Annotated in this window: 20 protein-coding genes; 15 read left to right on the forward strand and 5 right to left on the reverse strand. The window is 71.9% G+C overall.

All coding sequences use genetic code 11. The annotated features are described in order from the left end of the window. Positions 1 to 131: 131 nt before the first annotated feature. From NBX02_RS08250 to NBX02_RS08290, 9 genes are all read left to right on the forward strand, one after another. Positions 132 to 1,847 (forward strand): ABC transporter substrate-binding protein, encoded by a 1,716-nt coding sequence (locus NBX02_RS08250; protein ID WP_250290745.1) that lies wholly within the window; start codon positions 132 to 134, stop codon positions 1,845 to 1,847. Positions 1,848 to 1,860: 13 nt separating this feature from the next. Then, complete coding sequence (locus tag NBX02_RS08255) at positions 1,861 to 2,811, forward strand: ABC transporter permease (RefSeq protein ID WP_250285869.1); 951 nt, start codon at positions 1,861 to 1,863, stop codon at positions 2,809 to 2,811. Between the two features lie 19 nt (positions 2,812 to 2,830). Next, positions 2,831 to 3,892, forward strand: coding sequence for an ABC transporter permease (locus NBX02_RS08260; protein WP_250285868.1), 1,062 nt, complete (start codon positions 2,831 to 2,833; stop codon positions 3,890 to 3,892). Positions 3,893 to 4,077: 185 nt separating this feature from the next. Next, positions 4,078 to 5,766, forward strand: coding sequence for a dipeptide ABC transporter ATP-binding protein (locus NBX02_RS08265; RefSeq protein ID WP_250285871.1), 1,689 nt, complete (start codon positions 4,078 to 4,080; stop codon positions 5,764 to 5,766). Between the two features lie 293 nt (positions 5,767 to 6,059). Then, positions 6,060 to 8,276, forward strand: a complete 2,217-nt coding sequence (locus NBX02_RS08270; RefSeq protein WP_250285870.1) for a rhodanese-like domain-containing protein — start codon at positions 6,060 to 6,062, stop codon at positions 8,274 to 8,276. Further along, a complete protein-coding gene (locus NBX02_RS08275) occupies positions 8,273 to 8,500 on the forward strand; it encodes a DUF433 domain-containing protein (protein WP_250285867.1) in 228 nt (75 codons plus the stop codon). The genes NBX02_RS08270 and NBX02_RS08275 overlap by 4 nt, the downstream gene beginning before the upstream one ends. Further along, positions 8,497 to 8,865, forward strand: a complete 369-nt coding sequence (locus NBX02_RS08280; RefSeq protein WP_250285866.1) for a DUF5615 family PIN-like protein — start codon at positions 8,497 to 8,499, stop codon at positions 8,863 to 8,865. Before NBX02_RS08275 ends, NBX02_RS08280 begins: the two co-directional genes overlap by 4 nt. Positions 8,866 to 9,327: 462 nt before the next feature. Next, positions 9,328 to 10,143 (forward strand): class I SAM-dependent methyltransferase, encoded by an 816-nt coding sequence (locus NBX02_RS08285; protein WP_445548321.1) that lies wholly within the window; start codon positions 9,328 to 9,330, stop codon positions 10,141 to 10,143. A 368-nt stretch (positions 10,144 to 10,511) separates the two neighbouring features. Then, positions 10,512 to 11,420: a DUF559 domain-containing protein gene (locus NBX02_RS08290; RefSeq protein WP_250290748.1), complete on the forward strand. Its 909-nt coding sequence runs from the start codon at positions 10,512 to 10,514 to the stop codon at positions 11,418 to 11,420. 116 nt (positions 11,421 to 11,536) lie between these two features. Here the strand turns inward: NBX02_RS08290 and NBX02_RS08295 are convergent, their stop codons facing one another. The 3 genes from NBX02_RS08295 to NBX02_RS08305 all read right to left on the reverse strand — a co-directional run bounded on the left by NBX02_RS08295 (position 11,537) and on the right by NBX02_RS08305 (position 15,208). Next, positions 11,537 to 12,382, reverse strand: a complete 846-nt coding sequence (locus tag NBX02_RS08295) for a transglutaminase-like domain-containing protein (protein ID WP_250290749.1) — start codon at positions 12,380 to 12,382, stop codon at positions 11,537 to 11,539. Between the two features lie 97 nt (positions 12,383 to 12,479). Then, complete coding sequence (locus tag NBX02_RS08300; RefSeq protein ID WP_250290750.1) at positions 12,480 to 13,430, reverse strand: alpha-E domain-containing protein; 951 nt, start codon at positions 13,428 to 13,430, stop codon at positions 12,480 to 12,482. After that, on the reverse strand, positions 13,424 to 15,208 hold the full coding sequence (locus NBX02_RS08305; protein ID WP_250290752.1) for a circularly permuted type 2 ATP-grasp protein: 1,785 nt from the start codon (positions 15,206 to 15,208) through the stop codon (positions 13,424 to 13,426). Before NBX02_RS08305 ends, NBX02_RS08300 begins: the two co-directional genes overlap by 7 nt. A 323-nt stretch (positions 15,209 to 15,531) precedes the next feature. On the opposite strand from NBX02_RS08305, the gene NBX02_RS08310 reads away from it, so the two are divergent. Both NBX02_RS08310 and NBX02_RS08315 read left to right on the forward strand, forming a co-directional pair. After that, positions 15,532 to 17,145, forward strand: a complete 1,614-nt coding sequence (locus NBX02_RS08310) for an ABC-F family ATP-binding cassette domain-containing protein (protein ID WP_250282672.1) — start codon at positions 15,532 to 15,534, stop codon at positions 17,143 to 17,145. A gap of 317 nt (positions 17,146 to 17,462) precedes the next feature. Continuing rightward, positions 17,463 to 18,434, forward strand: coding sequence for a cation diffusion facilitator family transporter (locus NBX02_RS08315; RefSeq protein WP_250290753.1), 972 nt, complete (start codon positions 17,463 to 17,465; stop codon positions 18,432 to 18,434). Positions 18,435 to 18,526: 92 nt separating this feature from the next. Here NBX02_RS08315 and NBX02_RS08320 read toward each other — a convergent pair whose 3' ends face one another. Beyond that, entirely contained in the window at positions 18,527 to 19,966 is a 1,440-nt protein-coding gene (locus tag NBX02_RS08320; protein ID WP_250290754.1) for a hypothetical protein, read from the reverse strand. A 790-nt stretch (positions 19,967 to 20,756) separates the two neighbouring features. Here NBX02_RS08320 and NBX02_RS08325 point away from each other — a divergent pair. Next, positions 20,757 to 20,975 carry a helix-turn-helix domain-containing protein gene (locus NBX02_RS08325; RefSeq protein ID WP_013873150.1) on the forward strand — a complete coding sequence of 73 codons (219 nt, stop codon included), beginning with the start codon at positions 20,757 to 20,759 and terminating at the stop codon, positions 20,973 to 20,975. Here NBX02_RS08325 and NBX02_RS23010 read toward each other — a convergent pair whose 3' ends face one another. Next, complete coding sequence (locus tag NBX02_RS23010; protein ID WP_445548320.1) at positions 20,976 to 21,206, reverse strand: pentapeptide repeat-containing protein; 231 nt, start codon at positions 21,204 to 21,206, stop codon at positions 20,976 to 20,978. A gap of 2 nt (positions 21,207 to 21,208) precedes the next feature. On the opposite strand from NBX02_RS23010, the gene NBX02_RS08330 reads away from it, so the two are divergent. From NBX02_RS08330 to pyk, 3 genes are all read left to right on the forward strand, one after another. After that, positions 21,209 to 22,108 carry an enoyl-CoA hydratase/isomerase family protein gene (locus NBX02_RS08330; protein WP_250290755.1) on the forward strand — a complete coding sequence of 300 codons (900 nt, stop codon included), beginning with the start codon at positions 21,209 to 21,211 and terminating at the stop codon, positions 22,106 to 22,108. Positions 22,109 to 22,201: 93 nt separating this feature from the next. Next, positions 22,202 to 24,148, forward strand: a complete 1,947-nt coding sequence (locus tag NBX02_RS08335) for an ABC transporter ATP-binding protein (protein WP_250290756.1) — start codon at positions 22,202 to 22,204, stop codon at positions 24,146 to 24,148. 636 nt (positions 24,149 to 24,784) lie between these two features. Further along, the gene (pyk, locus tag NBX02_RS08340) at positions 24,785 to 26,200 is read left to right on the forward strand and encodes a pyruvate kinase (RefSeq protein ID WP_250282663.1); all 1,416 of its coding nucleotides are present in this window, start codon (positions 24,785 to 24,787) and stop codon (positions 26,198 to 26,200) included. Positions 26,201 to 26,237 lie beyond the last annotated feature (37 nt).

Below are 26,237 nucleotides of genomic sequence, written 5' to 3' on the forward strand. Positions count from 1 at the left end.
CCCGGTACCCGGCATCCGCGTCCCCGTTCCCGGCGCCGCTGCCATAACGAACGTTCTTTTCTGACCGGTTCCAGGAGCTCTGGAATCCACCCGGCCTGTTCACGGAAAACAACTCTGGGAGTCACGACCTGATGGCCATATTGTGGCGTCGCCGAAATGGCGAGGACGCCGGCGGGAACACCGACGGGAACACCAGCGGGAACAACAGGAGCGGCGGTGGCCACGGCTGGCGGGCGGCGACCGTCTCCCTCCTCACCGTCGCCTTCCTGGCCGCCTGTGGCGGCGGGGACGGCGGGAGCGGCACGAACGCCGACAACGCACAGCCCGTGCCGGGCGGCCGGTTGAAGATCGCCTTCTGGGCGGACTTCCAGGGCTGCATCGACCCCAACCAGGTGTACTGGATCGAAAGCCGCAGCATCGACCGCAACTTCGCCGACTCGCTGACCGACCAGGACCCCGCCACCGGTGAGATCGTCCCGTGGCTCGCCACGAGCTGGACGGTCAGCCCGGACGCCCGGGAATACACCTTCACCCTGCGCAAGGGCGTCACCTTCAGCGACGGCACGCCGCTCGACGCGTCCGCGGTGAAGACGGCCTTCGACGGGGTGCGCGACCTCGGCGCCAAGTCGACCCTGGGCGTGACCTACCTCGCCGGCTACGAGTCGTCGACCGTCGTCGACCCGCAGACGGTGAAGGTGAACTTCAAGGTGCCCAACGCGGCGTTCCTGCAGGCGACGTCCACCACCACCCTGGCGGTCCTCTCGCCGGCCACCTACAAGGAGACCGCCGAGGCCCGCTGCGCGGGCAAGGTCATCGGCTCGGGGCAGTTCGTGCTCGACAGCTACACCGCCGCCAAGGCGGCCAGGCTCAGCCGGCGCGCGGGCTACGCGTGGCCGAGCGCGCTGGTGAAGAACAAGGGTGACGCGTACCTCGACGGCATCGACGTCAGCTACATCACCGAGGACAGCGTCCGGGTCGGCAGCCTGACCACCGGCACCATCGACGTCGCCTGGCCGCGGCTGCCGATCACCTCCGCCGACCAGGAGATCATCAAGGCCGCGAACGGCGTCATCGAGACCCGCTCCCTGCCCGGCATCAGCGCGCAGATCGTGCCCAACGTCAACAGGGGCGGCCCGCTGGCCGACCTGAAGGTGCGCCAGGCGCTGTACAAGGCGATCGACCTGAAGAGCTACGCGTCCACCGTGTACTGGGACAGCTACCCGGTGGTGAAGGGGCCGTACGACTCGACGACGCCGTACGCGGCGGACCTGTCCGCCAAGCTCGCCCACGACCCGGCCGGGGCGGCCGCGCTGCTGGACAGCGCCGGCTGGGCCAAGGGCCCGGACGGCTACCGCTACAAGGACGGCCGGAAGCTGACGCTGACCTACCTCATCACCGCCTCGACCCCCGGCGAGCAGCTGCTCCAGGACCAGCTCAAGAAGAGCGGCATCGACCTGCAGCTCAAGGTCGTCACCAGCGCGCAGCTCACCCAGCTGACCACCGCCGGCGAGTTCGACCTCGCGGGCAGCTACCTGACCCGGGGTGACCCGAGCGTGCTCGGCTCGACCCTCGACCGGGCCGTCACGAAGAACTACGCCACCGTGTACTCCCAGGACGACGCCACGGCCGCCGAGGTCAGCAAGCTGTTCGCCCGCGGGCTGAACACGATCGACCCCGCCCAGCGCGCCGCGGCCTACAAGGATCTGCAGGACTACCTGATCGACCACGGGGTCGTCTTCCCGACCTACGACCGGGTGCAGGTGGCCGGGCTGTCGAACAAGGTCCACGGGTTCGCCTGGACCTCCGAGAGCTTCCTGCGCGCCAACGACATCTGGCTGTCGAAGTGACCCGACGGCCGTGATGTTCAGATATCTCGCCGGTAGGCTCGCCCAGGCACTGCTGGTGCTCTGGGCGGCCTACACGGTCACCTTCGTCATCCTGCACGTGCTGCCGAGCGACCCGGTCACCCTGCAGCTCGCCGCCGGCGGGGTCGACGTCAGCCAGCTCACCCCGGGCCAGCTGCACTCCATGGAGGCACGGTACGGGCTCGACGAGCCCGTGCTCACGCAGTACTTCGGCCGGCTGTGGGACGCCCTGCACCTCGACTTCGGCATGTCGCTCACCCAGAACGTCTCCGTCGGCACCCTCGTCTCCGACCGGCTGCCCTCGACGATCGTGCTGGCCCTGGTCTCCGTCGGGCTGTTCCTGGTGTTCGGCGTCGGGCTGGCCTACCTGGCCTCGTACGTCCAGTGGCTCCCGGCCCGGGTGCTGCTGCGGCGGCTGCCCGCCGTGGGCATCTCGCTGCCGACGTTCTTCGTCGGGCTGCTGCTCATCCAGGTGTTCGCCTTCTCCCTCGGCTGGCTGCCGGCCAGGGGCACCGAAGGATGGCGCAGCGTGGTGCTGCCGGCGGTCACCCTGGCGCTTCCCGGGTCGGCGATGCTCGCCCAGGTGCTCATCCGCAGCCTCGGCGACACCTGGCAGGAGCCGTACATCGTCACCGCCAGGGCCAAGGGGCTGTCGCGCTGGGCGGTCCAGCTGCGGCACGCGTTCCGCAACGCGGCCCTGCCCGCGCTCACCCTGCTGGGCGTGCTCGTCGGCTACACGGTGACCAACGCGGTCGTCGTCGAGACCGTCTTCTCCCGCAACGGGATCGGCCAGCTGGCCCAGCAGGCCGTCCTCGGCCAGGACGTGCCCGTCGTCCAGGCCGTCATCGTCATCGCAGCGGCGATCTTCGTCGCGGTCAATCTGGTCGTCGACCTGCTCTACTCGTTCCTCGACCCTCGCGTCGCCCACACGGCCCGGGTCACCTAGGGTCACTGAGGCAGGAATCATGTCCGAGAACATCCTGGTCAAAGGCCCGGGGCAGGCTGCCGTGGGCGCCCCCTCGGCCCCGGTACCCGCGTCCGCCGTGCTCCCGGTGCCGGCCGCGGACGATGCCAGCGCCAGCGCCGGCTCCCGCCCCGATGCCGGGAGCGGCCCCGACGCCGGGAACGGCCCTGGCTGGACGGACACCGGCGACGGCCGCCCTGGCGAACGGCATCCGGCGGGTGGGCGCCTCCGGCGGCCCGCGGCCGCGGCATACGAGGTGGCACGGCCGTTCCTGCGCCGGCCGGGGTTCGTCCTCGCCGCCGCGTTCATCGTGTTCGTCGTGGTCTCGGGGCTGTTCCCCGGGCTGTTCACCTCGTACGACCCGACCGCGACCGCGCCGGCGGAGAAGCTGCGCGGGCCAGGGCTGGAGCATCTCTTCGGCACCGACGAACTGGGCCGGGACCTGTTCTCCCGGGTCCTCCACGGCTCGGCCCTGACGATCAGGGCCACCGGGGGAGCCGTGCTGATCGCGGTCGTGGCCGGGCTGGCCATCGGGGTCATAGCCGGGTTCCTGGGCGGGTGGATCGACAGCCTGCTCATGCGCACGGTCGACGTCGCGCTCGCGCTGCCGCTGCTCCTGCTGGCGCTGGCGATTGTCACCGCGCTGGGCTTCGGGACGCTGCCGGTGGCGATAGCCGTCTCGGTGGGCATCGTGCCCGGGTTCGCGCGCACGACCCGGGCGGAGGTGTTCCGGGTCAAGGGGCAGGCGTACGTCGAGGCCGCCCGCACCGGCGGCGCCTCATGGCTCAGGGTGATGTGGCGCCATGTCCTGCCGAACTCGTGGGGCCCGGTGATGGTGCTGGCCATCCTCGACTTCGGCACCGCCGTGCTGAGCATCTCCTCGCTGAGCTTCCTGGGCTTCGGGGCCCCGCCGCCCGCCGCCGAGTGGGGGACGCTGATCTCCAGCGGCCGTAACTACCTGGTCACCAGCCCATGGCTGTCGCTGCTGCCGGGCCTGTTCGTCGGCCTGGTCGTGTTCGGCCTCAACCACGTCGCCCGGACTCTCGAGGAGGTGCGCCCGTGAGCGAGGGAGCCGAGCGAGCGGAGTCGTCGCCCGGCGCAGCCGGGCAGCTGCGGAGCGAGGGAGCGACGCAGCGGACCGGAAATGAGGCGCGCGAGGGAGCCGAGGGAGCCGAGGGAGCCGGGGGAGCCGAGGGAGCGACGCGGCGGACCGGGGGCGCAGCGGGCGAGGGGGCCGGCGCGAACATCGTGGAGCTGGCCGGGCTGTCGGTCGGCTACCGCAGCCGGGGGCGGACGGCCCTCGCGGTCGACGGCCTGGACCTTACGATCGCGCCCGGCGAGACCGTGGCCATCGTCGGCGAGTCCGGCTCGGGCAAGACCACCACCGCCAACGCCATCCTGGGGCTGCTGCCGGCCAACGGGCAGGTCGTCGCGGGTTCGATCCGGGTGGCCGGCACCGACATCACCACGGCCCGGGAACGCACCCTGCGGGCGGTCCGCGGCAGCGTCGTCGGGCTCGTCCCGCAGGATCCGATGGTCGGTCTCAACCCGACGATGCGCGTCGGCGGCCAGGTGGCCGAGGCCGTCCGCCGGCGCGGCGTGGACAGGCGGCTGGTGCCCGCCGAGGTGGTCGAGGCCCTGGAACGGGCCGGGCTGGACGAGCCGGTGCTGCGCGCCCGGCAGTACCCGCACGAGCTCTCCGGTGGCATGCGGCAGCGGGTGCTCATCGCCATCGCGCTGGCCGGGCATCCCCGCCTCATCGTCGCCGACGAGCCGACGAGCGCGCTGGACGTCACCGTGCAGCGCACGATCCTCGACCATCTCGGGCGTCTCGTCGCCGAGACGGGCACCTCCCTGCTGATCATTACCCACGATCTCGGGGTCGCCGCCGACCGCGCCGACCGGGTGGTCGTCATGCAGCACGGGCGGGTGGTCGAGCGCGGCGATCCGGAATCGATCATGCTCGCCCCCCGCGACCCGTACACCCGGCACCTCATCGAGGCCGCCCCGGCGCTGTCGCACTCCGGGCAGGTCGTCCCCCGCTTCACCGAGGTCGCCCCGGCGCCGGAGATCCTACGGCTGGAGGCCGTCACCAAGGACTTCCGCCTGCCCAGGACGTCCGGCGGCGACCGGGTCTTCCGGGCGCTGGAGGACGTCACGCTCTCGGTGCGGGCCGGGCAGACCCTGGGCCTGGTCGGCGAGTCCGGCTCGGGCAAGACCACCGCGCTGCGCATCGCCATGGCCCTGGACAAGCCCACCAGCGGACGGGTGTTCCTGGACGGGAAGGACATCACCGCCGCCGGCTGGTCGCAGCTGCGGCCGCTGCGCCGGCGGTTCCAGCTCGTGCACCAGAACCCGTACTCCTCGCTGGACCCGCGGTTCAGCGTCGAGGAGAGCATCGCCGAACCGCTGGTCTCCTTCCGGGTCGGCAACCGGGCCAGCCGGGCCGTCCGGGTTCGTGAGCTGCTCGACCAGGTCGCCCTGCCGGCGGATTTCCGTGACCGCAGGCCGCGGGAGCTCTCCGGCGGGCAGCGCCAGCGGGTGGCGATCGCCCGGGCGCTCGCGCTCGGGCCCGAGCTGGTCTTCCTCGACGAGCCCGTCTCCGCGCTCGACGTCTCCGTGCAGGACCAGATCCTGGGGCTGCTCACCGGGCTTCAGCGGGAGCTCGGGGTCAGCTACTTCTTCATCTCCCACGACCTGGCGGTCGTCGCCCAGCTCTCGCACGAGGTCGCCGTGCTGCGCCGCGGCCGGATCGTCGAGAGCGGCCCGGCCGCGGCCGTGTTCGCCGCGCCCGAGCAGGAGCACACCCGTGAGCTGCTCGGCGCCATCCCCGGGCAACGGTTCGCCGCCGCGCTGGCCGCGGCCGCCCGACCGGAGGGAGCACCGGCGAGGATCCCGCCGCCGGGAACGGACGGGATTCCGGTGGGACCGGAGTAGCTCCGGCCCCACCGGGACCGGAGAGGATCCGTCCGGGATCGGCGGAGACCCCGTTGACACCGTAGGCCGTGTCTGATGGATGGTGGTTGGTCTGGTGACTGGTGGTCGTCCGGGCGCCGCCCGTCCGACCGAACATCCGTCCGACCGAACATCCGTCAGGCACGGCAACAGGTGTCCATCGGAGGTTCCCGGGCGGATTCCCGTTCGGGCTTCCTGTCGAATGCCCGTACGAAAAGCCTGCGACAGGCCTGTGACAGGCTCGTGAAGGGCCCGTGCGAAAGGAAGGTAGTGCCATCAGCGGCAGGTACGTAGTCATCGGGGCCGGCGCGGTGGGCGCGACCGTTGCCGCGCAACTGGACGGCGCCGGGATCGCGGTCGTCGCGGTGGCCAGGGGTGCGAACCTCGAGGTGTTGCGATCCCAGGGCCTGCGCTACATCCGGCCGGACGGCGACCGGCGGGTCGCGCTTGAGGTCGCAGGCGGCCCGGACGAGGTCGACCTGCGCGCGGACGACGTGCTGGTGCTCGCCAGCAAGTCGCAGGACTCCGAAGCGCTGCTGCAGCAGTGGGCGTGGCGCCCGGTGGACGTGCACGGCAGCGTGCGCACAGCCGCGGAGGTGCTGCCGGTCCTGCTGTTGCAGAACGGCCTGGACAACGCCCGGACGGCGCTGCGGCGGTTCGCCACGGTGATCGACGCGGTGGTCATCATCCCGTCCTCGCACCTGCGGCCGGCGGAGGTGATCTCCCCGGGCGCGCCGATCGCCGGCGCCTTCTACCTCGGCCGTGCCGGCCGCGTGCCGCGGGGGAGCGACCCGGTCGAGCCGGGCCCGACGGTGACGAACCCGGTGGTGGACCCGGCCGTGGAGCGCGTCGCGGCCGAGCTGCGCCGGGCCTCCTTCGCCGTCCAGGTGGTCGCGGACATCGCCCGTTGGAAGGCCGGCAAGCTGCTCGGCAACCTGGCCTACAACCTCGACGCGCTCTACGCGCCCAGCGAGCTGCGCGACACCGCGTCGGCCGCGCTGGTGGACGAGGCTCGGGCGGTGTTCGCCGCCGCCGGCATCGAAGCCGCCGACGTGCAGACGGACGGTGGCCTCGACCTGTCCCAACTGGTCGTGCACGACATCCCCGGCCATCAGCGGCAGGGCAGCTCCACCTGGCAGAGCCTGGCCCGCGGCGGCTCGGTCGAGTCGGACTTCCTCAACGGCGAGATCGTGCTGCTCGCCCGCCTGCACGGCCTGGACGCGCCGGTCAACGCCGGGGTGCAGCAGCGGATCGCCACGGCGTCGCTGACCGGGACACCTCCCGGCGGCCTTGGCCAGGCCGACCTCGCCGCCCTGCTGGCGTCGGCGGGCCACGCCCCGGCAAGCGCGGGCGAAGCCGCCGGGGCGACCGATAAACCTTCTGTGGCATTCAGCGAACAGTCTATTGCGGAAGGTGAAGATATCGTGACGGTTGGTGAGTCCACTGTGACGGCTGGCGAACACACGGGGACGATCGGTGAAACTGGCGGGACGGTCGGCGAACCCGCCGACCAGTCCGGCTCCCGGCACGGCGATTCCGACCGCTCCAACCAGTCCGGCCGCTCCGGCCGGCCGGTGGTGCTCGTCGATGCCAAGCAGCTGCACGACGAACTGTCGTCGGCCGCGCCACCGCTGCTGCTCGACGTCCGCTGGGCTCTCGGTGATCCGCACGGCCGCGAGCACCACCGGGACGGTCATCTGCCGGGCGCGGTCTACGTCGACCTCGACACCGAGCTCGCCGCCACGCCGGGCGGGACCGCCGGCCGGCACCCGCTCCCCGACATCGCCGCGCTGCAACGCTCGGCCCGGGCCTGGGGGCTGACCGCCGGGCGGCCGGTGGTGGTCTACGACGACAACGGCGGGCAGTCGGCGGCCCGGGCATGGTGGCTGCTGCGCTGGGCGGGCGTGACCGACGTGCGCATCCTCGACGGTGCCCTGACCGCCTGGCGGGAGGCCGGCTTCCCGCTCGAGACCGGCGAGACCGTCCCGGCGCCCGGGGACGTCGAGCTCACCGCCGGGCACCTGCCGGTGCTCGACGCCGACGCCGCCGCCCACCTGGCCGGCACCGGCGTCCTGCTCGACGCCCGCGCGCCGGAGCGTTACCGCGGCGAGGTGGAGCCGGTCGACCCGCGCGCCGGGCACATCCCCGGCGCGGTCAGCGCGCCGACCGGGGAGAACCTGGACGGCGGCGGGCGCTTCCTGTCCGAGGACCTGCTGCGCGCCCGCTTCACCGCGCTCGGTGCCGGTGCCAGCGCCGGTGACGCGCGGCCGGTCGGGGTCTACTGCGGCTCCGGGGTGACCGCCGCCCACCAGATCGCCGCGCTCGCCGTGGCCGGCATCGACGCCGCCCTCTTCCCCGGCTCCTGGTCAGCCTGGTCCTCCGACCCCACCCGCCCCGTCGCCACCGGCGAGCGGTCTCCCGTCCGGGCTGAACAGCCCGACGATCATCGGGCCACCGGCTCGGAAGGTCCGCCGGTAGACTCCCAGCCATGACCACCGCCGGCCGCGTCACCGCCGACCCCGCCATCATGGCGGGCGCACCGACGATTCGCGGTACCCGAATCACCGTGTCCGCGGTGCTGGGCCAGCTCGCGGCTGGCTCGACGGTCGATGAGCTGCTCGCCGACTACCCGTCACTCACGCGCGACGACGTGCTCGCGGCTCTCGCGTTCGCCGCGGAGACGATGCCGCAGGAGCGCCCGTTCATCGCCGCATGAGGATCCTCGTCGACGAGAACCTCTCGCCACGGGTCGCCGAGCTGCTGCGCGACAAGGGCATCGACGCGACGCACGTCCTCGAGCACGAGCTTGGCGGTTCTCCAGACACCGAGGTCAGCGCGTTCGCCGTCACCGAGGGGCGTTCGATCATCTCCGCCGACAGCGATTTCACCACTCTGCTCGCGCTCAGTCGTGGCACCGCTCCCTCGCTCGTCCTGCTCCGGTCCGGCGACCAGCTCAAGCCGGACGCGCAAGCCGCCCTGCTGCTGGCCAACCTGCCTGCGCTAGAAGCCGACCTCGAACAGGGCGTCGTCGTATCGCTCAGCGCGACCCATGTGCGGGTTCGTCGACTCCCACTTCGCTGAGTGCCGCTACTCCCGATCCGGCATCCCCCTGCTCCCACCCTCTCACCGGCTCGCCCTGCTCGGCCTGGCCCTGCTCGGCCTGGCCCTGCTCATCAGCTCGACCTGCTCGCTCCGGTCTCCCGCGATCATCCCCCGCCCGGCAGCCCCCGCCCCTGTCGCCGCCGCCCTCCGTCTCCTGGCAGGCCCTCCCGATGTCCCGCCCGCGCCGGGTAACGAGTATGTAAGTGGCTGCTGTAGCAGCCACTTGCTCTCTCGTTACTGTGACCGCCTCGGTCTCGAGGCGTCGAAGCCGAAGCCGACGCCGGCGCAGCCCCCTCCCTTTCCCCAGGCTTCCTTTTCCCGCCACTCCTTGACCGGCGAGGGAAAAGGGATCATGACAGCACGTGCGTGAGTGGCTGCTCCCTCGATCTCAATATCCTGATCAGGTCAGGATGTGTGATCGGGCTCGTGGGTGGGGGCGACGTGGCGGGAGATTCTGGTGGGAGTACTCGGGCTGCGGGGGGTGCAGGGGATTTTGACTATGAGGCGCACGGTGACGGCTACGCTCGGCGGCGCCGTACCGATCCGCGTATCGCGGCCCTGATCCATGCTGCGCTCGGCGATGCCCGGACCGTGCTCAACGTGGGCGCCGGCGCGGGCTCCTACGAACCGGCTGACCGCCACGTCGTCGCGGTCGAGCCGTCCGCGGCGATGCGCTCCCAACGGCCGCGTCACCTTGCCCCCGCGATCGACGCGACCGCCGAGGAACTGCCGTTCGACGACGGCAGCGTCGACGCGGCCATGGCCACCGTGACGGTCCACCAGTGGGCCGACCCCGACCGCGGGCTGCGGGAGATGCGCCGGGTCAGCCGCGGACCGGTCGTCGTGCTCACCTTCGACGGCGACACCCTCGACCAGTTCTGGCTGGCTGACTACATTCCGCAGCTCATCGCGGCCGACCGGCCACGCTACCCGGCCATCGGGCACATCCGTGCCGTCCTCGGCGGCGCGAGCACGGTGACCCCGGTCCCGGTGCCGATCGACTGCGTGGACGGGTTCACCGAGGCGTACTACGCCCGCCCGGAGGCGTTCCTCGACCCGGCGGTGCGCCGCTCCCAGTCCGTGTGGGGCTTCGTCGACGCCGACATCGCCGAACGCGCGGTCGCCCGACTGCGCCACGACCTCGAGTCAGGCACCTGGGATCGCCACTACGGTGCGTTACGACACCAGCCCGAATTCCATGGCTCCCTGCGGCTCGTCACCGCCCTCCCACCCAGCGACACAGCACAGGCCGACTGAGCCGCCAGCCAAAACTGGCCAGACGGTGCCACGCCGGCCAACGTCAGCCCGTCAGCCCGTCAGCCCGTCAGCCCGTCAGCCCGTCAGCCCGTCAGCCCGTCAGCCCGTCAGCCCGTCAGCCCGTCCGCCGGCCCGTCCGCCCGTCCGCCGCGCTCAAGCGGTCCGGCGGCGTTGCCTCGGAATCGCCCGGACACGACGACCAGGGCCAGTTCAGGCCGACATGGCACCAGTTGAAAACCTTCTATATTAGTAGATATCACCCCTGTGGACGAATGTTATCCACAGGGGTGGCCGAGATGCACAGTCAGGAAATGCCCGACACATGGAGAGACATCCTCCTTGATCAGGATGGTGTCGTACGGCTGGAAGTGGCGGTTCGTGCCCTCGGCCGGCCGGCCGTCCGCCATCGGCTCGTGACCGGCGCCTGGCAACGGGTGCACCTACGGGTGCTCGTCACCCACAGTGGCCCGCTCTCCCCACCGCAGACGCGGTGGGCGGCCGTACTGCACGCGGGAGCCGATGCGGTACTCAGCCATGCCACCGCCGCCGAGCTGGGCGGGCTGCAGGGCTTCCCGTCAAGAACGATCCACGTCAGCGTGCCGAACGCGCACCAGGCGCCTGCCGTCCCCGGCGTACGGGTCCATCGCCGCCGCGGCCTGGGCGCCGACGGCATCCTCCCGGCCGTGCGTCCACACCGCATGCGTATCGAACACGCGCTGCTCGACATGGCGTCGACCGCGACCAGCGAGGACGCGGCCAGAGCGTTGCTGGCCGCCGGCGTCCAGCAACGGCTGACAACCGCCGCACGGCTGCGGGCCGTCCTCGACCGGCTTGTCCGGGTCAGATGGCGGCGTCTCATCAGTGAAACCCTCGCCGACGTCGAGGGCGGCTCCCATTCGCTGCCCGAACTGCGTTTCGTCCGCGCGCTGCGCGCGGCGTCCATACCGCTGCCGGACCGGCAGGTGGCCCGGCAGCGAGCGAGCGGACGCTGGTATCTGGACGCCCACTGGGAACACGCCCGCCTGACAGTGGAGATCGACGGCACCGGCCATCTCGACCCCCGCACCTGGCTGGCCGACCTCGCCCGCGGCAACGAGCTGACCCTCGCCGGCGACCGCGTCCTACGCTTCCCGTCCTTCGCCGTCCGTGACCACCCCGACGACGTCGTGGCCCACATAGCCCTCGCACTCACCAGCCCACTCACGAACACGATCATGACAACGAGGGGACAGGTGGCTGCCACAGCAGCCACTTACACACTCAATCGTGTGATCTGACGCGGCGTTGGGGTCTTTTTGGATCTTGACTGGTGGGGGTGCCGGCGGCGGTGTGGGAGGGGGTCTGCTGGGGGCTGGTCCGTGTGGGTGAAGATGCCCACGGGAAGCGAAGCGGGCTAGCTCAGGCGGGTGACGGCTACGGTTACGCCCAGGGAGGTCGATGCGCCGCCGGAGTAGACGCCGAGGAGGGGCGGGACGTCGTTGTAGTCCCGGCCGCGGGCCACGACCACGTGTTGCTGCCCGGCGGGGACGCCGTTGGTCGGGTCGAAGCCCCACCAGTCGCCGAGCCAGCCCTCCACCCACGCGTGGCTCTGGCCGACGACGGTCTCGCCGATCGTGGCGTCCGTGGACGGGTGCAGGTAGCCGGAGACGTACCGGGCCGGTAGGCCAACGGCCCGCAGCAGCACCAGAGCCAGGTGGGCGAAGTCCTGGCAGACGCCTTCGCCCTGCTGCCAGGAGTCCACCGCGGACGTGTGCACGCCGGTCGTGCCGGGCCGGTAGGTCAGGCGCTGCCGGACCCATTCGCCGACAGCCGGGACGAACTCGGCCGGGGTGTGGCGCGCGGCGAGTTCGCGGGCCGTCTCGGCGAGCTCCGGATGGTCCGTGGTGAAGCGGCTCGGACGGATGAACTCGACGAAGCGGTCCGTGATCGACCCGTCGGCGAGGGCCTGCCAGTCCGGTCCGTCGCTCGGTCCCGGCCGGGCGGGGGCGGTGCGTACCACCGAGCGGCCGGTGACGACGAGCTCGGTGTGCGGGGTGTGCAGGTCGAACGCGGTGACCTGCGTGCCCCAGTAGTCCCAGTAACGGTAGGTGGCCGCCGTCGGCTCGGTGCGCACGGTGGCCTCCAGGGTGAGCTGGCCGGCGGCGGTCTGCGGGATGATCCGGGTCTCGTTGTACGAGGAGATCACCGGGGCCGCGTACCGGTAGCCGGTGGAGTGCTCGATCCGGATCTGCCAGCTCACCGCCGCGCCTCCGTTCGCCCGCCGGCCCCACCCCGGCCCGCCGCCACACCGGCCCGGCCCCGGCCAGCCATCATGCCGGCTCCGCTCTCACCCGTCGTCATGCTGGTACCTCGATCGTCCAGGAGCGGGGGGCGTTGCGGGCGAAGTAGCGGTGCGTGACTGCCTCGCTGACGGTGGAGCAGGTGCGTTGCAGCGACACCAGCAGGTCGGGCATGTCGTCGACCAGCTCGTCCACGCTGCGGAACTCAAGTTCGGTGCGGGCCCGGCCGACGATGCGGCGGGCCATGTCGTCCACGGTGAACCGGGCCTCGCGGCGGGTGCCGTCGAGCTCGGCGAGGATCTGCTCGGCCATCGACAGCGACCAGTACACCGACCGTGGGAACAGCCTGTCCAGCAGCAGGAACTCGGCGACGCGCGCGGCGTCCACGGCCCGCCGGTAGGTCCGCAGGTACGCCTCGTGCGCCCCGCAGGAGCGCAGCAGGCTCACCCAGCTCTGGGACGCGGGATCCTCGCTGATGCTCGACGACAGCAGCCGGGCGGTCATGTCGACCCGTTCCAGGCTGCGCCCGAGGATGAGGAAGCGCCAGCCGTCGTCGCGGGCGAGGGTGGCGTCGACCAGGCCGGCGAGCATCGCCGTCCGTTCCCTGATGTAGCGGAAGAACACGTGCGGGCCGAGGCGGCGCGCGAGCTCCTCGGAGTGCGGCAGGTCGTTCCAGGTCGCGTTCAGGCACTCCCAGACCTCGCTGGAGATGACGTCGCGGGCGCCGCGGGCGTTCTCCCGGGCCGCGCCGACCGCGCCGGTGATGCTGGACGGGTTGGCCGGGTCGAACGCGAGCAGTTCGGTGACCTGCCGTGAGTCCGCGGCGGCGGCGTCGTCGGGCGCGGGCATGCCCATGACGGCCAGCAGCTCCCGGCCGGCCGAGGTCTCGTCCAGCCACGGGTCCTCCAGCACCCGTTGGACGTGGACGTCGAGGATGCGGGCGGTGTGCTCGGCGCGCTCGGAGTAGCGGCCGATCCAGAACAGCGACTCGGCGATGCGGCTCAGCATGCGGCCGGCCCGTTCAGGCGGCGGGCCTGGTCACCGATGGTCTCCGGCCGTGGCTGTCCGTGTTCCGACTGGTCCCACCGCGGCTCCTGCCGCTGCCCTTGCCGCTCCTGCCTCTGCCATGGCTGCCCCTGCCATGGCTGCCCCGGCTCCTGTCGCCGTGGCTGCCCCGGCCGGTGTTGTGGCCGCCCTGGGGGTGGTTGCGGCTGCCGTCCCTCCCGCTGTTGTTGCTGTTGTTGCTGCTGGTCGCAGGAGGGGAACGGGCCGACGTCGGGGCCGTCGGCGACCTGCGGGACGTTGCCCGGCGGCCGGGTGCGCGGGGAGATGCTCTCCCGGCTGGACTCCGGCGAGGCCAGCACCCAGGTGTCCTTGGAGCCGCCGCCCTGGCTGGAGTTGACCACGAGGCTGCCGCGCGGCAGCGCGACCCTGGTCAGCCCGCCCGGCAGCACCCACACCCGGCGGCCGTCGTTGACCGCGAACGGGCGCAGGTCCACATGCCGTGGCCCCAGCCGGTCACCGGCGAGCGTGGGCGAGGTCGACAGCCGCACGATCCGCTGGGCGATCCAGCCACGCGGGTCGGCTTCGATCTTCAGCCGTAACACGCCGAGCTCCGCCGCGGACGCCTGCTCGCCGATGACGATGCCCTTGCCGCCGGAGCCGTCCACCGGCTTGAGCACGAGCTCGTCGAGGTGGCCGAGCACATGGTCGCGCTGGTCGGGGTCTTCCAGCCGGTAGGTGTCGACGTTGGCCAGGACCGGTTCCTCGCCGAGGTAGTACCGGATGAGGTCGGGGACGTAGGTGTACATCAGCTTGTCGTCGGCGATCCCGTTGCCGACCGCGTTGGCGATGGTGACCCGGCCCGCCCGGGCGGCGTTGAGCAGCCCGGCGCAGCCAACCACCGACTCGGGGCGGAAGTGCAGCGGGTCCAGCCAGTCGTCGTCGATCCGGCGGTAGACGACGTGGACGGGCCGGTCGCCCTCTGTCGTGCGCATGGTGACGTTGTTGTTGCGTACCGTCAGATCCCGTCCTTCGACGAGTTCGACGCCCATCTGCCGGGCGAGCAGGGCGTGCTCGAAGTACGCCGAGTTGTACACCCCCGGTGTCAGCACGACCACGGTCGGGTCGGCGACGTCGGGCGGGGCGGCGGCCCGCAGCGCGTGCAGCAGATGGGTGGCGTAGTCCGCGACCGGGCGCACCCGGTGGGTGGCGAACAGTTCGGGGAAGACCCTGGTCATCGCCCGCCGGTTCTCCACCACGTAGCTGACCCCCGACGGCACCCGCACGTTGTCCTCGAGGACGCGGAAGCCGCCCCGCTCGTCGCGGATCAGGTCGATGCCGCTGACGTGCGCGCGGACCCCGTTCGGCGGGTCGATGCCGTGCGCGGCGCGGTGGAAGTGCGCGCTGGAGAGCACCAGCCGGCGGGGGACGATCCCGTCGGCCAGGACCTCCGCCCGCCCGTAGATGTCGGCGAGGAACGCCTCCAGCGCCCGGACACGCTGGGTGACCCCGCGTTCGATGACGTCCCATTCGGAGTTGTCCAGCAGGCGGGGGACGAGATCCAGCGGGAAGGGGCGCTCCTCGCCGAAGAGGTTGAAGGTGATCCCGGCGTCCCGGAACGCCCGGTCGAGCGCGGCCTTGCGGGCGGCGAGGTCGCTGCTGCTCAGCGGCCGGAGGGCGTCGTAGAGCGAGGCGTACAGCGGGCGGGGGGTGTCCGGGGCCTCGAACACCTCGTCCCAGGCCTGCGTGGCCTGGGACGCATACCCTTCGAAGAGGTCCGCCACATCCGGAGAGCCTAAGTTGCCTGTGTTACCGCCGTATGACGGCGTTTCGGCCCTGGTGGCACAAAAATGATCACCATGCCGCCGGCTGTCGGTTGCAGGATGGATACAGATGTGTACCAGACGGCTAACCGTAGTCCGAGATCGGGCGATCGTAGTCTGAGACGATGGGTCTGGCGGCGCGGTGCCGCCTCGCTGTCATCGGCTGTCGGTTGCCAGCACCAGTCGGTCGGTGACCGGCAATCGGTTGCCGGTCACCGGCTGCCGGTAGGGCGGTAGCCGATCGCTCCACGTTCGTCGACGTTCCCGGAAGGCCACGTACACCAATGATCATTGCGTCCGATCTCGAGCTGCGCGCGGGCGCCCGCACCCTCATCGAGGCGGTGTCGTTCCGCATCCAGCCCGGCGACCGGATCGGGCTCGTCGGACGCAACGGGGCCGGCAAGACGACGCTGCTGAAGACGCTGGCCCGCGAGACCCTGCCGTTCGCCGGCACGGTGGACGTCCGCGGCGAGCTCGGCTACCTGCCGCAGGATCCCCGCAGCGGCGACCCGTCCGATACGGTCCGCGACCGCGTTCTTTCTGCCCGTGGTCTCGACGCGTTGCTGCGCGAGATGGAGAAGCTGCACGTCGAAATGGCCGAGCTGGTCGACGAGGCCGCCCGCGACACGGCCATCCGCCGCTACGGCCGGCTGGAGGAGCGTTTCGGCACGCTCGGCGGGTACGCGGCCGAGGCCGAGGCGGCCCGGATCTGCTCGGCGCTCGGGCTGTCGGACCGGGTCCTCGCCCAGCAGCTCGAGACGCTCTCCGGTGGCCAGCGCCGCCGGGTGGAGCTGGCCCGCATCCTCTTCGCCGGGGCCGGCGACAACCAGGCGACCCTGCTGCTCGACGAGCCCACCAACCACCTCGACGCCGACTCGGTCGTCTGGCTGCGCGACTTCCTGCGCTCCCACGACAGCGGGCTGGTCGTGGTCAGCCACGACGTCGACCTGCTCGACCGCTGCGTGAACAAGGTCTTCTACCTCGACGCCACCCGCGCCGCACTGGACGTCTACAACGTCAACTGGAAGACGTACCTGTCCCAGCGGGAGCTCGACGAGCGCCGCCGCCGCCGCGAGCGGGCCAACGCCGAGAAGAAGATCGACGCGCTCAAGGCCCAGGCGGACAAGATGCGGGCCAAGGCGACCAAGGCCCGCGCGGCCCACCAGATGGACCGCCGGGCCGAGCGGCTGGCCGCCGGCCTGGCCGAGGTGCGCGTCGCCGACCGGGTCGCCAAGCTGCGCTTCCCCGACCCGGCGCCGTGCGGGCGCACGCCGCTGACCGCCACCGGGCTGTCGAAGTCCTACGGGTCGCTGGAGGTCTTCGCCGGGGTCGACCTCGCCATCGACCGCGGCGCGCGCGTCGTCGTCCTCGGCCTCAACGGCGCCGGCAAGACCACGCTGCTGCGGATCCTCGCCGGCGCCGAGACCCCCGACACCGGCGAGGTCCATCCCGGTCACGGGCTGCGTCTGGGCTACTACGCCCAGGAGCACGAGACCCTCGACACCGACCGCTCGGTACTGGACAACATGCGCGCGGCCGCACCCGGCACCTCGGACGTGGAGCTGCGCCGCATCCTCGGGGCCTTCCTGTTCAGCGGGGACAGCGTCGACCAGCCGGCCGGCACCCTCTCCGGCGGGGAGAAGACCCGGCTGGCCCTGGCCGGGCTGGTGTGTAGCGCCGCCAACGTGCTGCTGCTGGACGAGCCGACCAACAACCTCGACCCGGCGTCCCGCGACGAGGTGCTGGCGGCGCTGGCCACCTTCCGCGGGGCGGTGGTGCTGGTGACCCACGACCCCGGCGCGGTCGAGGCGCTCGCGCCCGACAAGGTCCTGATGCTGCCGGACGGCGTCGAGGACTCCTGGTCGGCGGACCTCGCCGAACTGATCACCCTGGCCTGAGACGTCACCGGCGGCCCGCGGGGCGGCCCGCTCCGGCGGTGTGTCCGGCCCGGTCGGCGGAGCTCCGGCGTAGTCCGGCCGGGGCTGGCGCGGTCCGGCGTGGGCTGGCGGTGTGTCCGGCGCGGGCCGGCGGCAGTGATCGTCCTGGCTCGCGGGTCGCGGTCATCATGGCCGGCGGGCGGGTGACCGGCCCGGCTTGGCACACTGGCCGGGGACGTATCGGACGCCGTCACCATCTGATAACCGTCCGGGAAGCGTCCGGAGATCGTTGATAGATCGTCGAGAAGCTGTCGAGGAGTGGTGGGTCAGGTGGTCGTGTGAGCGCGGAAGGTGGTAGCAGGGCGGTCGTAGCCGCGCTGGCGGCCAATCTGGGGATCGCGCTGGCGAAGCTCGTCGCGTTCCTCATCACCCGGTCGTCGTCGATGCTGGCCGAGTCCATCCACTCGCTCGCCGACTCGGGCAACCAGGGCCTGCTCCTGCTCGGCCGGCGGCGCGCCACCCGGCCGGCCGACGAGGAGCACCCCTTCGGCTACGGCCGCTCCCGCTACATCGCCGGCTTCCTCGTCGGGATCGTGCTGTTCAGCGTGGGCGGGCTGTTCTCCGTCTACGAGGGCGTGGAGAAGCTGCGCCACCCGCACCATCTGGACAACGGCGTGGTGGCGGTGGTCGTCCTGCTGGTGGCGATCGGTCTGGAGGCGTTCTCCTTCCGGACCGCGATCCACGAGACCCGGCAGGTCAAGGGGGACGCGTCGTGGTGGGGCTTCATCCGCGCGGCCCGCGCCCCCGAGCTGCCGGTGGTGCTCCTGGAGGACCTCGCCGCGCTGGTCGGCCTCCTGCTCGCCCTGGGCGGTGTGGGCCTGACCCTCGTGACCGACGACCCGATCTGGGACGGCGCGGGCACCCTCGCCATCGGGATCCTGCTGCTCGTGGTGGCCGTCATCGTCGCGGCGGAGACCCAGGCGATGCTGGTGGGGGAAGCGGCGGCCCCGGCGACGGTCGCGGTTATCCGGGACGTCCTCGGGCACTCCCCGCACATCACCGACGTCATCCACATCCGCACCCTGCACCTGGGGCCGGAGGAGCTGCTCGTCGCGGCGAAGATCGTGCTGGACGTGGAGCTGACCGTGCCCGCTGTCGCGGCCGTGATCAACGACGCCGAGTCCCGGCTGCGCGCCGCGGTCCCCATCGCGCACCGCATCTACCTGGAGCCGGACCTCCGTCCACCCGCGGCAGAGCCCGCCGCGGCAGAGCCCGCCAGGGCACAGGCCAGCACCCCGCCAGCCCACTGACCAGCCCCGCGCCCCCATCCCGTCCGTGGGAACGAGTACGTAGGTGGCTGCTCTGGCAGCCGGTTGTTCCCTCGTTCTCGTGGGCGGGCGGCTCACGGGACGGGTGGGGTGGTGGGGAGGAGGGCTTGGGTGATGATCGCGGTGAGGGCGCCGGCAGTGGTCAGGGCCAGCGGGAGGGGGCCGGCGCGGGCGGTGTCGCCCGGGCCGTTCGGGCGTGGGTCCGGCGCCAGGGCCGGGACCACCAGCCAGCAGTAGAACGGCAGCCAGGAGTGCTCCGGCGCCGTGGCGGCAAGCCCCGTCAGCATGCCGAAGAGAATCGCGGGGACCGCGCCGACCAGGAACGGCCAGCCGGGCGTGAGCCGGATCCGCCGGGCCGCCCGGATGATCACCGGCCCGCACGCGACCAGCACGACCGCCAACCCCACCGGCAGCCGGGCGAGCGGCTCCGGAAGTGTCGCCGCGCCGGCCAGGCCGGCCTGCGCGGCCGTGTGGGCGGCCTGCGCGCGGGCCGCGGCCAGCCCGTCCGGCCAGGAGAACCCCCACAGCGACAGCAGCGACAGCGGCACCAGGAAACAGCCACCGGTGATCACGTTGAGCAGCGGCCGGCGGCGGACGAAGTACGCCGCGACGACCGTCGCGCCAAGCCAGGGCATCGCGTAGTCGAACAGCGTGGCCACGCCGAGGAGCAGGCCGCACGCCGCCGCCCACCACAGCCGCCGTCCCGGCTCGGAGCCGACGACCCCGAGCGTGACGAACGCGGCGCCGAGGGCCGCGGTCACCGCGTCCACCGACGCGGCCGTCCACAGCGCCCAGGGCGCCAGCAGCAGAACCGGGACGAGACGGCGGGCGGCGGTCTCATGGCACAGCGACCGGACCGCGACCGCCACCAGCGGGACCGTGGCCGCGCCCAGCGCCGTCAGGACGGCACCGAGGGCGATCGGCGTGGTGATCCCCAGCTGGGCGAGCAGCCACACCAGCAGCGTCGGCCCCGGGGGGTGGGCCCGCGCGCCGTAGCCGCCGGCACCGGTGTGCTCGGTGAACGTCCGCAGCAGGGCCGTCAGGCCGGCGTCGGCGGCGGCCGGCCCGTCCGGCAGGTGCCCGTCGCTGGCCGTGGACGCACCGACCGCGAGCGCGCCGGCCAGGCCCGGGTGGGCAGTGCCCACCGCCAGCGCCCCCGGGTGGGCACTGCCCACCGCCAGCGCCACGGCCCAGCCCAACGCGGCCACATAGCTGGCAATGAGGAGCGGGACCCACCGCAGCCAGGTGTGGACGCCGCGCCAGGCCGCGACAGCGACCACGGCCGCCACCGCCGGGGCGGACAGGGACGCCGGGGAGACGCCGGGGCGCCGGCCCGCGGTGAACGGCAGCCCGCCGGACATGGCCGGCAGCGGGTTCCATCCCTGGCCGGCGGTGGCACGCGCCAGCGCGGCCAGCCCCAGGCAGCCGGCGATCGTGACGATCCACAGCGCGATTTCCGCGGGCTGGGCGGAATCGCCACCGGAGGACGGCCGGTTCCGCATGCGCTCCCGCATACCCGGCCGTCCGTTTTCACCCGTCCCGCTGCCCGACGGCGCGGCGGTGATCGGAACGTCGGCCACCTTCAGCGTGGCCCGGGGACGCGGGCCGGACAGGGCGTGGGAAAGAAACGGTCATATCGTTGCCGGCCCGCCGGGCGGATCCCGGTTGACGGGGGACGAACGGGTGGCGCGGAAGTGGCGCGCCGCCCGGTGCCGGTGCCGGCCGGAGGCATTTCCGGCGGCGGGCATGCCGACTGGTGAGCCCGGTCCTCCGGCGTGATGACCACATATGCACCGTAACCAGGGTGGCGGCATGCTGTTCGAGCGGCGCGCGAGAGGCTCGTCGATGCCACTGGCGCCGTTCGGCGGACGCCGTTCAGCGAGTGTGGCGTCCGGCGGTGCCGGTGCCACTTCGCCACCGCGCCATCGTCCGTGCCATCGCCCGCGTCACCGTAGCGCCAGCGCCGCGCCACCGTCACGCTGCTGGTTCGTCGCTGGTCCGGGGCGCTGCCCGACGTTACGCGCCAAAGTTTCCGTCGAGCCTGGTAGTGGCAAGAGAGTGTGGACGTTGTCATGATGTTGGTATAAGCACGGCTTCTCTCCGTCGTGTCGGGAAATGGGTCGGATCCGGTGCGTGGTCGTTGTTGTTCTTGTGGTGAGTGGATGGGAAAGACTTGACAGATCCGCCTGGGGGGATCGAGCTTGCGAGGAGATCGTGTGATGGATCACATGCGCTTCGAGTGGCGCGTTCACCGCAACTGAGTGAAGATCGGTTCGCAGATCATCTATCACGGAGGGGGCCACATTGGCCGAGCTTAGGAAAGGAACCCGGATCACCGGCGCGGAGCGCGACAAGCTTGCATCAGAGCTTCGGAAGAAGTACGAGGCAGGGCAGAGCATCCGTCTTCTCGCCGAGTCGTCGGGCCGTTCGTACGGGTTCGTTCACCGCATCCTCTCGGAGTCCGGCACGACCCTGCGGGGTCGTGGCGGCGCCACCCGGGGCAGCAAGAAGAAGAGCGCCTGATCATGTCGGTGCCGGCCGTCGCCGACCAGGCGGCGGTCGGTCTGGCGCTGACGATCGACGGTCCGAGGGCGACCATCGCCGTCGATCGTCAGGACCACGCCACCGTGCGTGTGCCAACTGGGCACGCGTCAACTGAGCACGCGTCAACTGAGCACGCGTCAACTGAGCACGCGTCAACTGAGCACGCGTCAACTGAGCGCCAGCCAACTGTGCGCGAACCGCACGAGCCAACCGTGCGTGAACCAGTCGCGCGCGAACCGGCTGGGCGCGTGCCCAGCCCGTCCGCCGCGTTGTCCACCGTGCTGGCCGGTATCGGGCGCTCCCTGCCCGGCAGCGTCCGGCTGGTGATTCTTCGGATCGCTGGCGGCTCGTCGCCGTCCAGCGGTGGCCACCGCGCGGCGGCCGGGGAGCGGCCATCTGATGATCAACCGGCTGGCGGCCGGACGAGCGGGGAGCGGCCGGCCGACGGCGGGCCCGCGGGCCGGCCGTCCGACGCTGGGGTGGCCGCGCGACGGCCGGCCACGGGCGACCTGACGTCCCGCGACACCGCGTCCCGCGACACCGCGTCCCGCGACACCGCGTGTCACGATATGGCGCGTCACGACTTGAGGTGCCTCGACGCGGCGCCCCGCGACACGGGGACGGCCGCCGGATGGCAGGCCGCGCTCGGCTGGTTGTCGCGCCCTGACCTGTTCAGCGTCGCGGTCGTCAGCGGGTACGCCGTCGACGCCCTGCATCTCGCGCTCGCCTGCGATCTGCGGATCGCCTGTGACGACGCGTACCTGTCCTTCGGCGGCCTGCGTCATGGCGGTGTTCCGGCGCTGGGGGTTTCCCGGGCGTTGGTCGACCTGGTCGGCTACAGCCGCGCGCTGGACCTGTGCGTGACCGGACGTATGCTCTCCGGCGCACAGGCGCAGGCGGTGGGGCTGGTGGACCGGCTGGCCGCCCCCGCCGAACTCGACCGGGCCGTGGAGGAACTGGCCGCCGCCCTGCTCGCGGCCCCTCGCGAGACGGCCGTCGAGGTCAAGGCGTTGCTGTTGCGCGGACGCGAGCTTTCCGTGGCGGATCAGCTACGTGCGGAGCGCGACGCCCAGGTGCGCTGCTCGTCGGCACCGGCCGGGGCAGCCGGCTGACGCGTCCGGCCGAGGCCGTGACGGGAACGATCCTCGTCTGCTTTCGCTTACAGTGTTGCGATGTAAGCATGAGCAGAATGTGGGGGTCCACCGATGAGATTCGCCGAGGACGGGCCGCGCGTCAGCACGCGGGCCTTCCAGCGTGACCGCTCGGTCGTCCACCAGAAGCTGCGGCCGGGCACCCTGCGCCGGATCGTCGGGTTCGCGCGTCCCTACCGGAGGATGCTCGTCGGCTTCCTCATCCTGATCGTCATCAGCGCCGCGCTCGGCGCGACGACCCCGCTGGTCTACAAGGCGATCATCGACGAGGGCATCGTCCCCGGCCGGGTGGGCGTCGTGGAGGCGCTGGCCATGCTGGTCGGGCTCATCGCCGTCGTCGACGCGCTGCTGGCCCTCGCGCAACGGTGGTTCTCCGCCCGCATCGGCGAAGGGCTGATCTTCGACATGCGGGCCAGGCTGTTCGACCACGTCCAGCGCCAGCCGCTGGCGTTCTTCACCCGGACCCAGACCGGTGCCCTGATCTCCCGGCTGAACAACGATGTCCTCGGCGCCCAGTCGGCCTTCACCGGGACGCTGTCCTCGGTCCTGTCCAACATCGTCTCGGTTGGCTTCGTCCTCGCCGCGATGATCGTGCTGTCCTGGCAGATCACGGTCGTCTCGCTGTTGCTGCTGCCGGTCTTCGTCGTCCCGGCGCGGCTGCTCGGGCCGAAGCTGGCCGCGCTCACCCGGGAGAGCTACGGGCTCAACGCCGAGATGAACACGGTGATGACCGAACGGTTCAACGTCTCCGGGGCGATGCTCGCCAAGCTCTACGGCCACCCGGCCCGGGAGAACGACGGCTTCACGGCCAGGGCCGCCCGGGTCCGTGACATCGGCGTCACCCAGGCCATGTACGGCCGGATCTTCTTCGTCTCGCTGACCCTGGTCGCCTCCCTGGCGACCGCGATCGTCTACGGCGTGGGCGGGCGGTTCGCCGCCGAGGGCACGCTTCAGGTCGGCACCGTCGTCGCGCTGACCTCGTACCTGTCGCGGCTCTACGGCCCGCTGACCCAGCTGTCGAACGTCAACGTCGATGTGATGACCGCGCTGGTCTCCTTCGAGCGGGTCTTCGAGGTGCTCGACCTCACCCCGGCGATCGCCGACCGGCCGGGCGCGGCCGACCTGCCGCCCGGCGCGGCCACGGTCGAGTTCGACGACGTCGGCTTCCGTTACCCGGCCGCGGACGAGGTGTCGCTAGCCTCCCTGGAGTCGGTGGCGGTGCTCGACCACCGGCCGTCCGAGACCGTCCTGCACCAGGTGTCGTTCCGGGTGGCGCCCGGGGAGATGGTCGCGCTGGTCGGGCCGTCCGGAGCCGGCAAGACGACGATCAGCCAGCTGGTGCCCCGGATGTACGACGCGGTCAGCGGCACCGTCCGGGTCGGCGGCCACGACGTGAGGGAGCTCACCCTGCGGTCGCTGCGGGACGCCGTGGGCGTCGTCACCCAGGACGCGCACCTCTTCCACGACACCATCCGGGCGAACCTCACCTACGCCCGGCCGGCGGCCACGCCCGAGCAGATGTGGGCGGCCATGGACGCCGCCCAGATCGGCGACGTCGTGCGAGCGCTGCCCGACGGCCTCGACACGGTCGTCGGCGACCGCGGCTACCGGCTCTCCGGTGGGGAGAAGCAGCGCCTCGCCATCGCCCGGCTGCTGCTCAAGGAGCCGTCGATCGTCGTCCTGGACGAGGCCACCGCCCATCTCGACAGCGAGTCCGAAGCCGCCGTCCAGCAGGCTCTGGCCACCGCGCTGGCCGGCCGGACGTCACTCGTGATCGCCCACCGGCTGTCGACCGTCCGGGACGCCGACCGGATTCTCGTCATCGAGGACGGCCGGCTGGTCGACAGCGGCCGGCACGACGAGCTGCTGGCCCGCGGCGGCCTGTACGCCGAGCTGTACCGCACCCAGTTCGCCACCCAGGACGTGGCCCGCCACAGCGAGACCAGCTCCGATGCGGCCAGTTCCGAGGAACGCCGGATGGTGACCGTCCGGTCACCGTAGTCGGGGGTGTCGGCCGGGATGGCTGGTAGGAGGCATGCGCTGCTGCCGGAGCCCGCACCCACGTCCCACAGGGGCATCAGCTGGGATGGCTTGGTAGGTATGGCTGGCAGGTGAAGCCGGCCGGGCTGCCCGCACAGGTCCTCCGGCCCGCCGTCCAGGGCCGTTCGGCACGCCTGCCCGGGCGGCGGCCGGGTGCCGGCCGCGTGCCGGTTCGTACAGGCTGTGTTCGTCCAGCTGTCAGCCGGTATCCTCGTGGCACTTGTTAAGTTACTGTCCGTGCTCGTCTCTGCTTCCCCGCCCGGCGGGGCGCGACGGCGATGCCACCGGCGGGACGGCGATGAGCCGCCGGGCTCCCCTCCGCCGCCCGCCCACCGTGAGCTGGGAACTCCCCGGCTCGGCCCGGCCGGCCCCACCGTCCGTGACGGCCGTGACGGCCGTGGGCGGGCCCGCCCGGCCGGCACACCCGCCTCCCGCGGCGGCGCGGGGCGGGTGTGCCGGTACGCCCACCTGTGCGCATGGCGTCCCCGGTAAACGGAATAGGGCCTTTTTCCCGCGGATGGAAAACTTTCCGGGTGTCGGCCAGCGGATAGTGGGGGCGGTGTACGGACCACCGGAGTCATTTCCTAGGCTTGTCTCGTGTCTCGCCGCGCGAAAATTGTATGCACACTTGGTCCGGCCACCAGCTCGCCCGAGAAGATTCGGGAGCTGGTCGAGGCCGGCATGGACATCGCCCGTCTCAACCTCTCCCATGGGTCCCATGAGCAGCATGCGCAGACCTACCAACAGATCCGGGCCGCCTCCGACGCGGTCGGACGTAGTGTCGGCATCCTCATCGACCTGCAGGGCCCCAAGATCAGGCTTGGGAAGTTCGCCTCCGGCCCGGTCACCCTGGCCCCCGGCGACCGGTTCACGATCACGACCGACGACATCCTCGGCGACCAGCACCGGGTCGGGACGACCTTCTCCGGGCTGACCTCCGATGTCACCGCGGGCGACCGGATCCTCGTCGACGACGGCCGGCTGGTGCTCGAGGTCGTCGAGGTCGCCGGCTCCGACGTCCACACCACGGTCATCGTCGGTGGCCCGGTCAGCAACCACAAGGGGATGAACATCCCGGGCGCGGCCCTCGGCGTGCCCGCCCTGACCGACAAGGACGCCAAGGACCTCCGCTTCGGGCTCGGGCTGCCCGCCGACATGATCGCCCTGTCCTTCGTCCGCTCGGCCGCCGACGTCGAGAAGGTCCGGGCGGTGATGGACGAGGCCGGGGTGCGCCTGCCCGTCCTGGCCAAGATCGAGAAGCCGCAGGCCGTCGACCAGCTCGAAGAGATCGTCGAGGCGTTCGACGGTCTGATGATCGCCCGGGGTGACCTGGGGGTGGAGCTGCCGTTGCAGGTCGTGCCACTGGTCCAGAAGCGTGGCGTGTCCTGGGCACGCGAACGCGCGAAGCCGGTGATCGTGGCCACCCAGGTGCTGGAATCGATGGTGCATGCGCCCCGGCCCACCCGGGCCGAGGCCAGCGACTGCGCCAACGCGGTCCTCGACGGCGCCGACGCGATCATGCTGTCGGCCGAGACCAGCGTCGGTGAATACCCGGTCGAAGCCGTGTCCACGATGGCCCGGATCATCGAGACGGCCGAAACGGACCTGGGCCGGCTCCCACCGCTGCGTACCCGTCCGCGTACCGTCGGTGGTGCGTTGGCGGAGGCCGCCGCCAACGTCGGCAATGTCATGGGCGCCCGCTACCTGGTGGCCTTCAGCCAGAGCGGGGACACCGCCCGCCGGCTCGCCCGCTACCGCAGCCCCATCCCGCTGCTGGCCTTCACCCCGGTGCCCGCCGTCCGCAGCCAGCTCGCGCTGCTGTGGGGCGTCGAGACCTTCCTGGTCCCGTACGCGCACAGCACCGACGAGATGGTGCGACAGGTCGACAGCGCGCTGCTGCAGCTGGAGCGCTGCAAGCCCGGCGAACTGGTGGTCGTCGTGGCCGGCACCCCCCCCGGCGTGGCCGGTATGACCAACACCATCCGAGTGCACCGGATCGGGGAGGAGGTCTGACCCCAAATTGTGGCTTCGCCACAATTTGGGGGCCCCT

Source organism: Protofrankia sp. CiP1_Cm_nod1, from assembly GCF_920888515.1.
Taxonomy (GTDB): Bacteria; Actinomycetota; Actinomycetes; order Frankiales; family Frankiaceae; genus Protofrankia.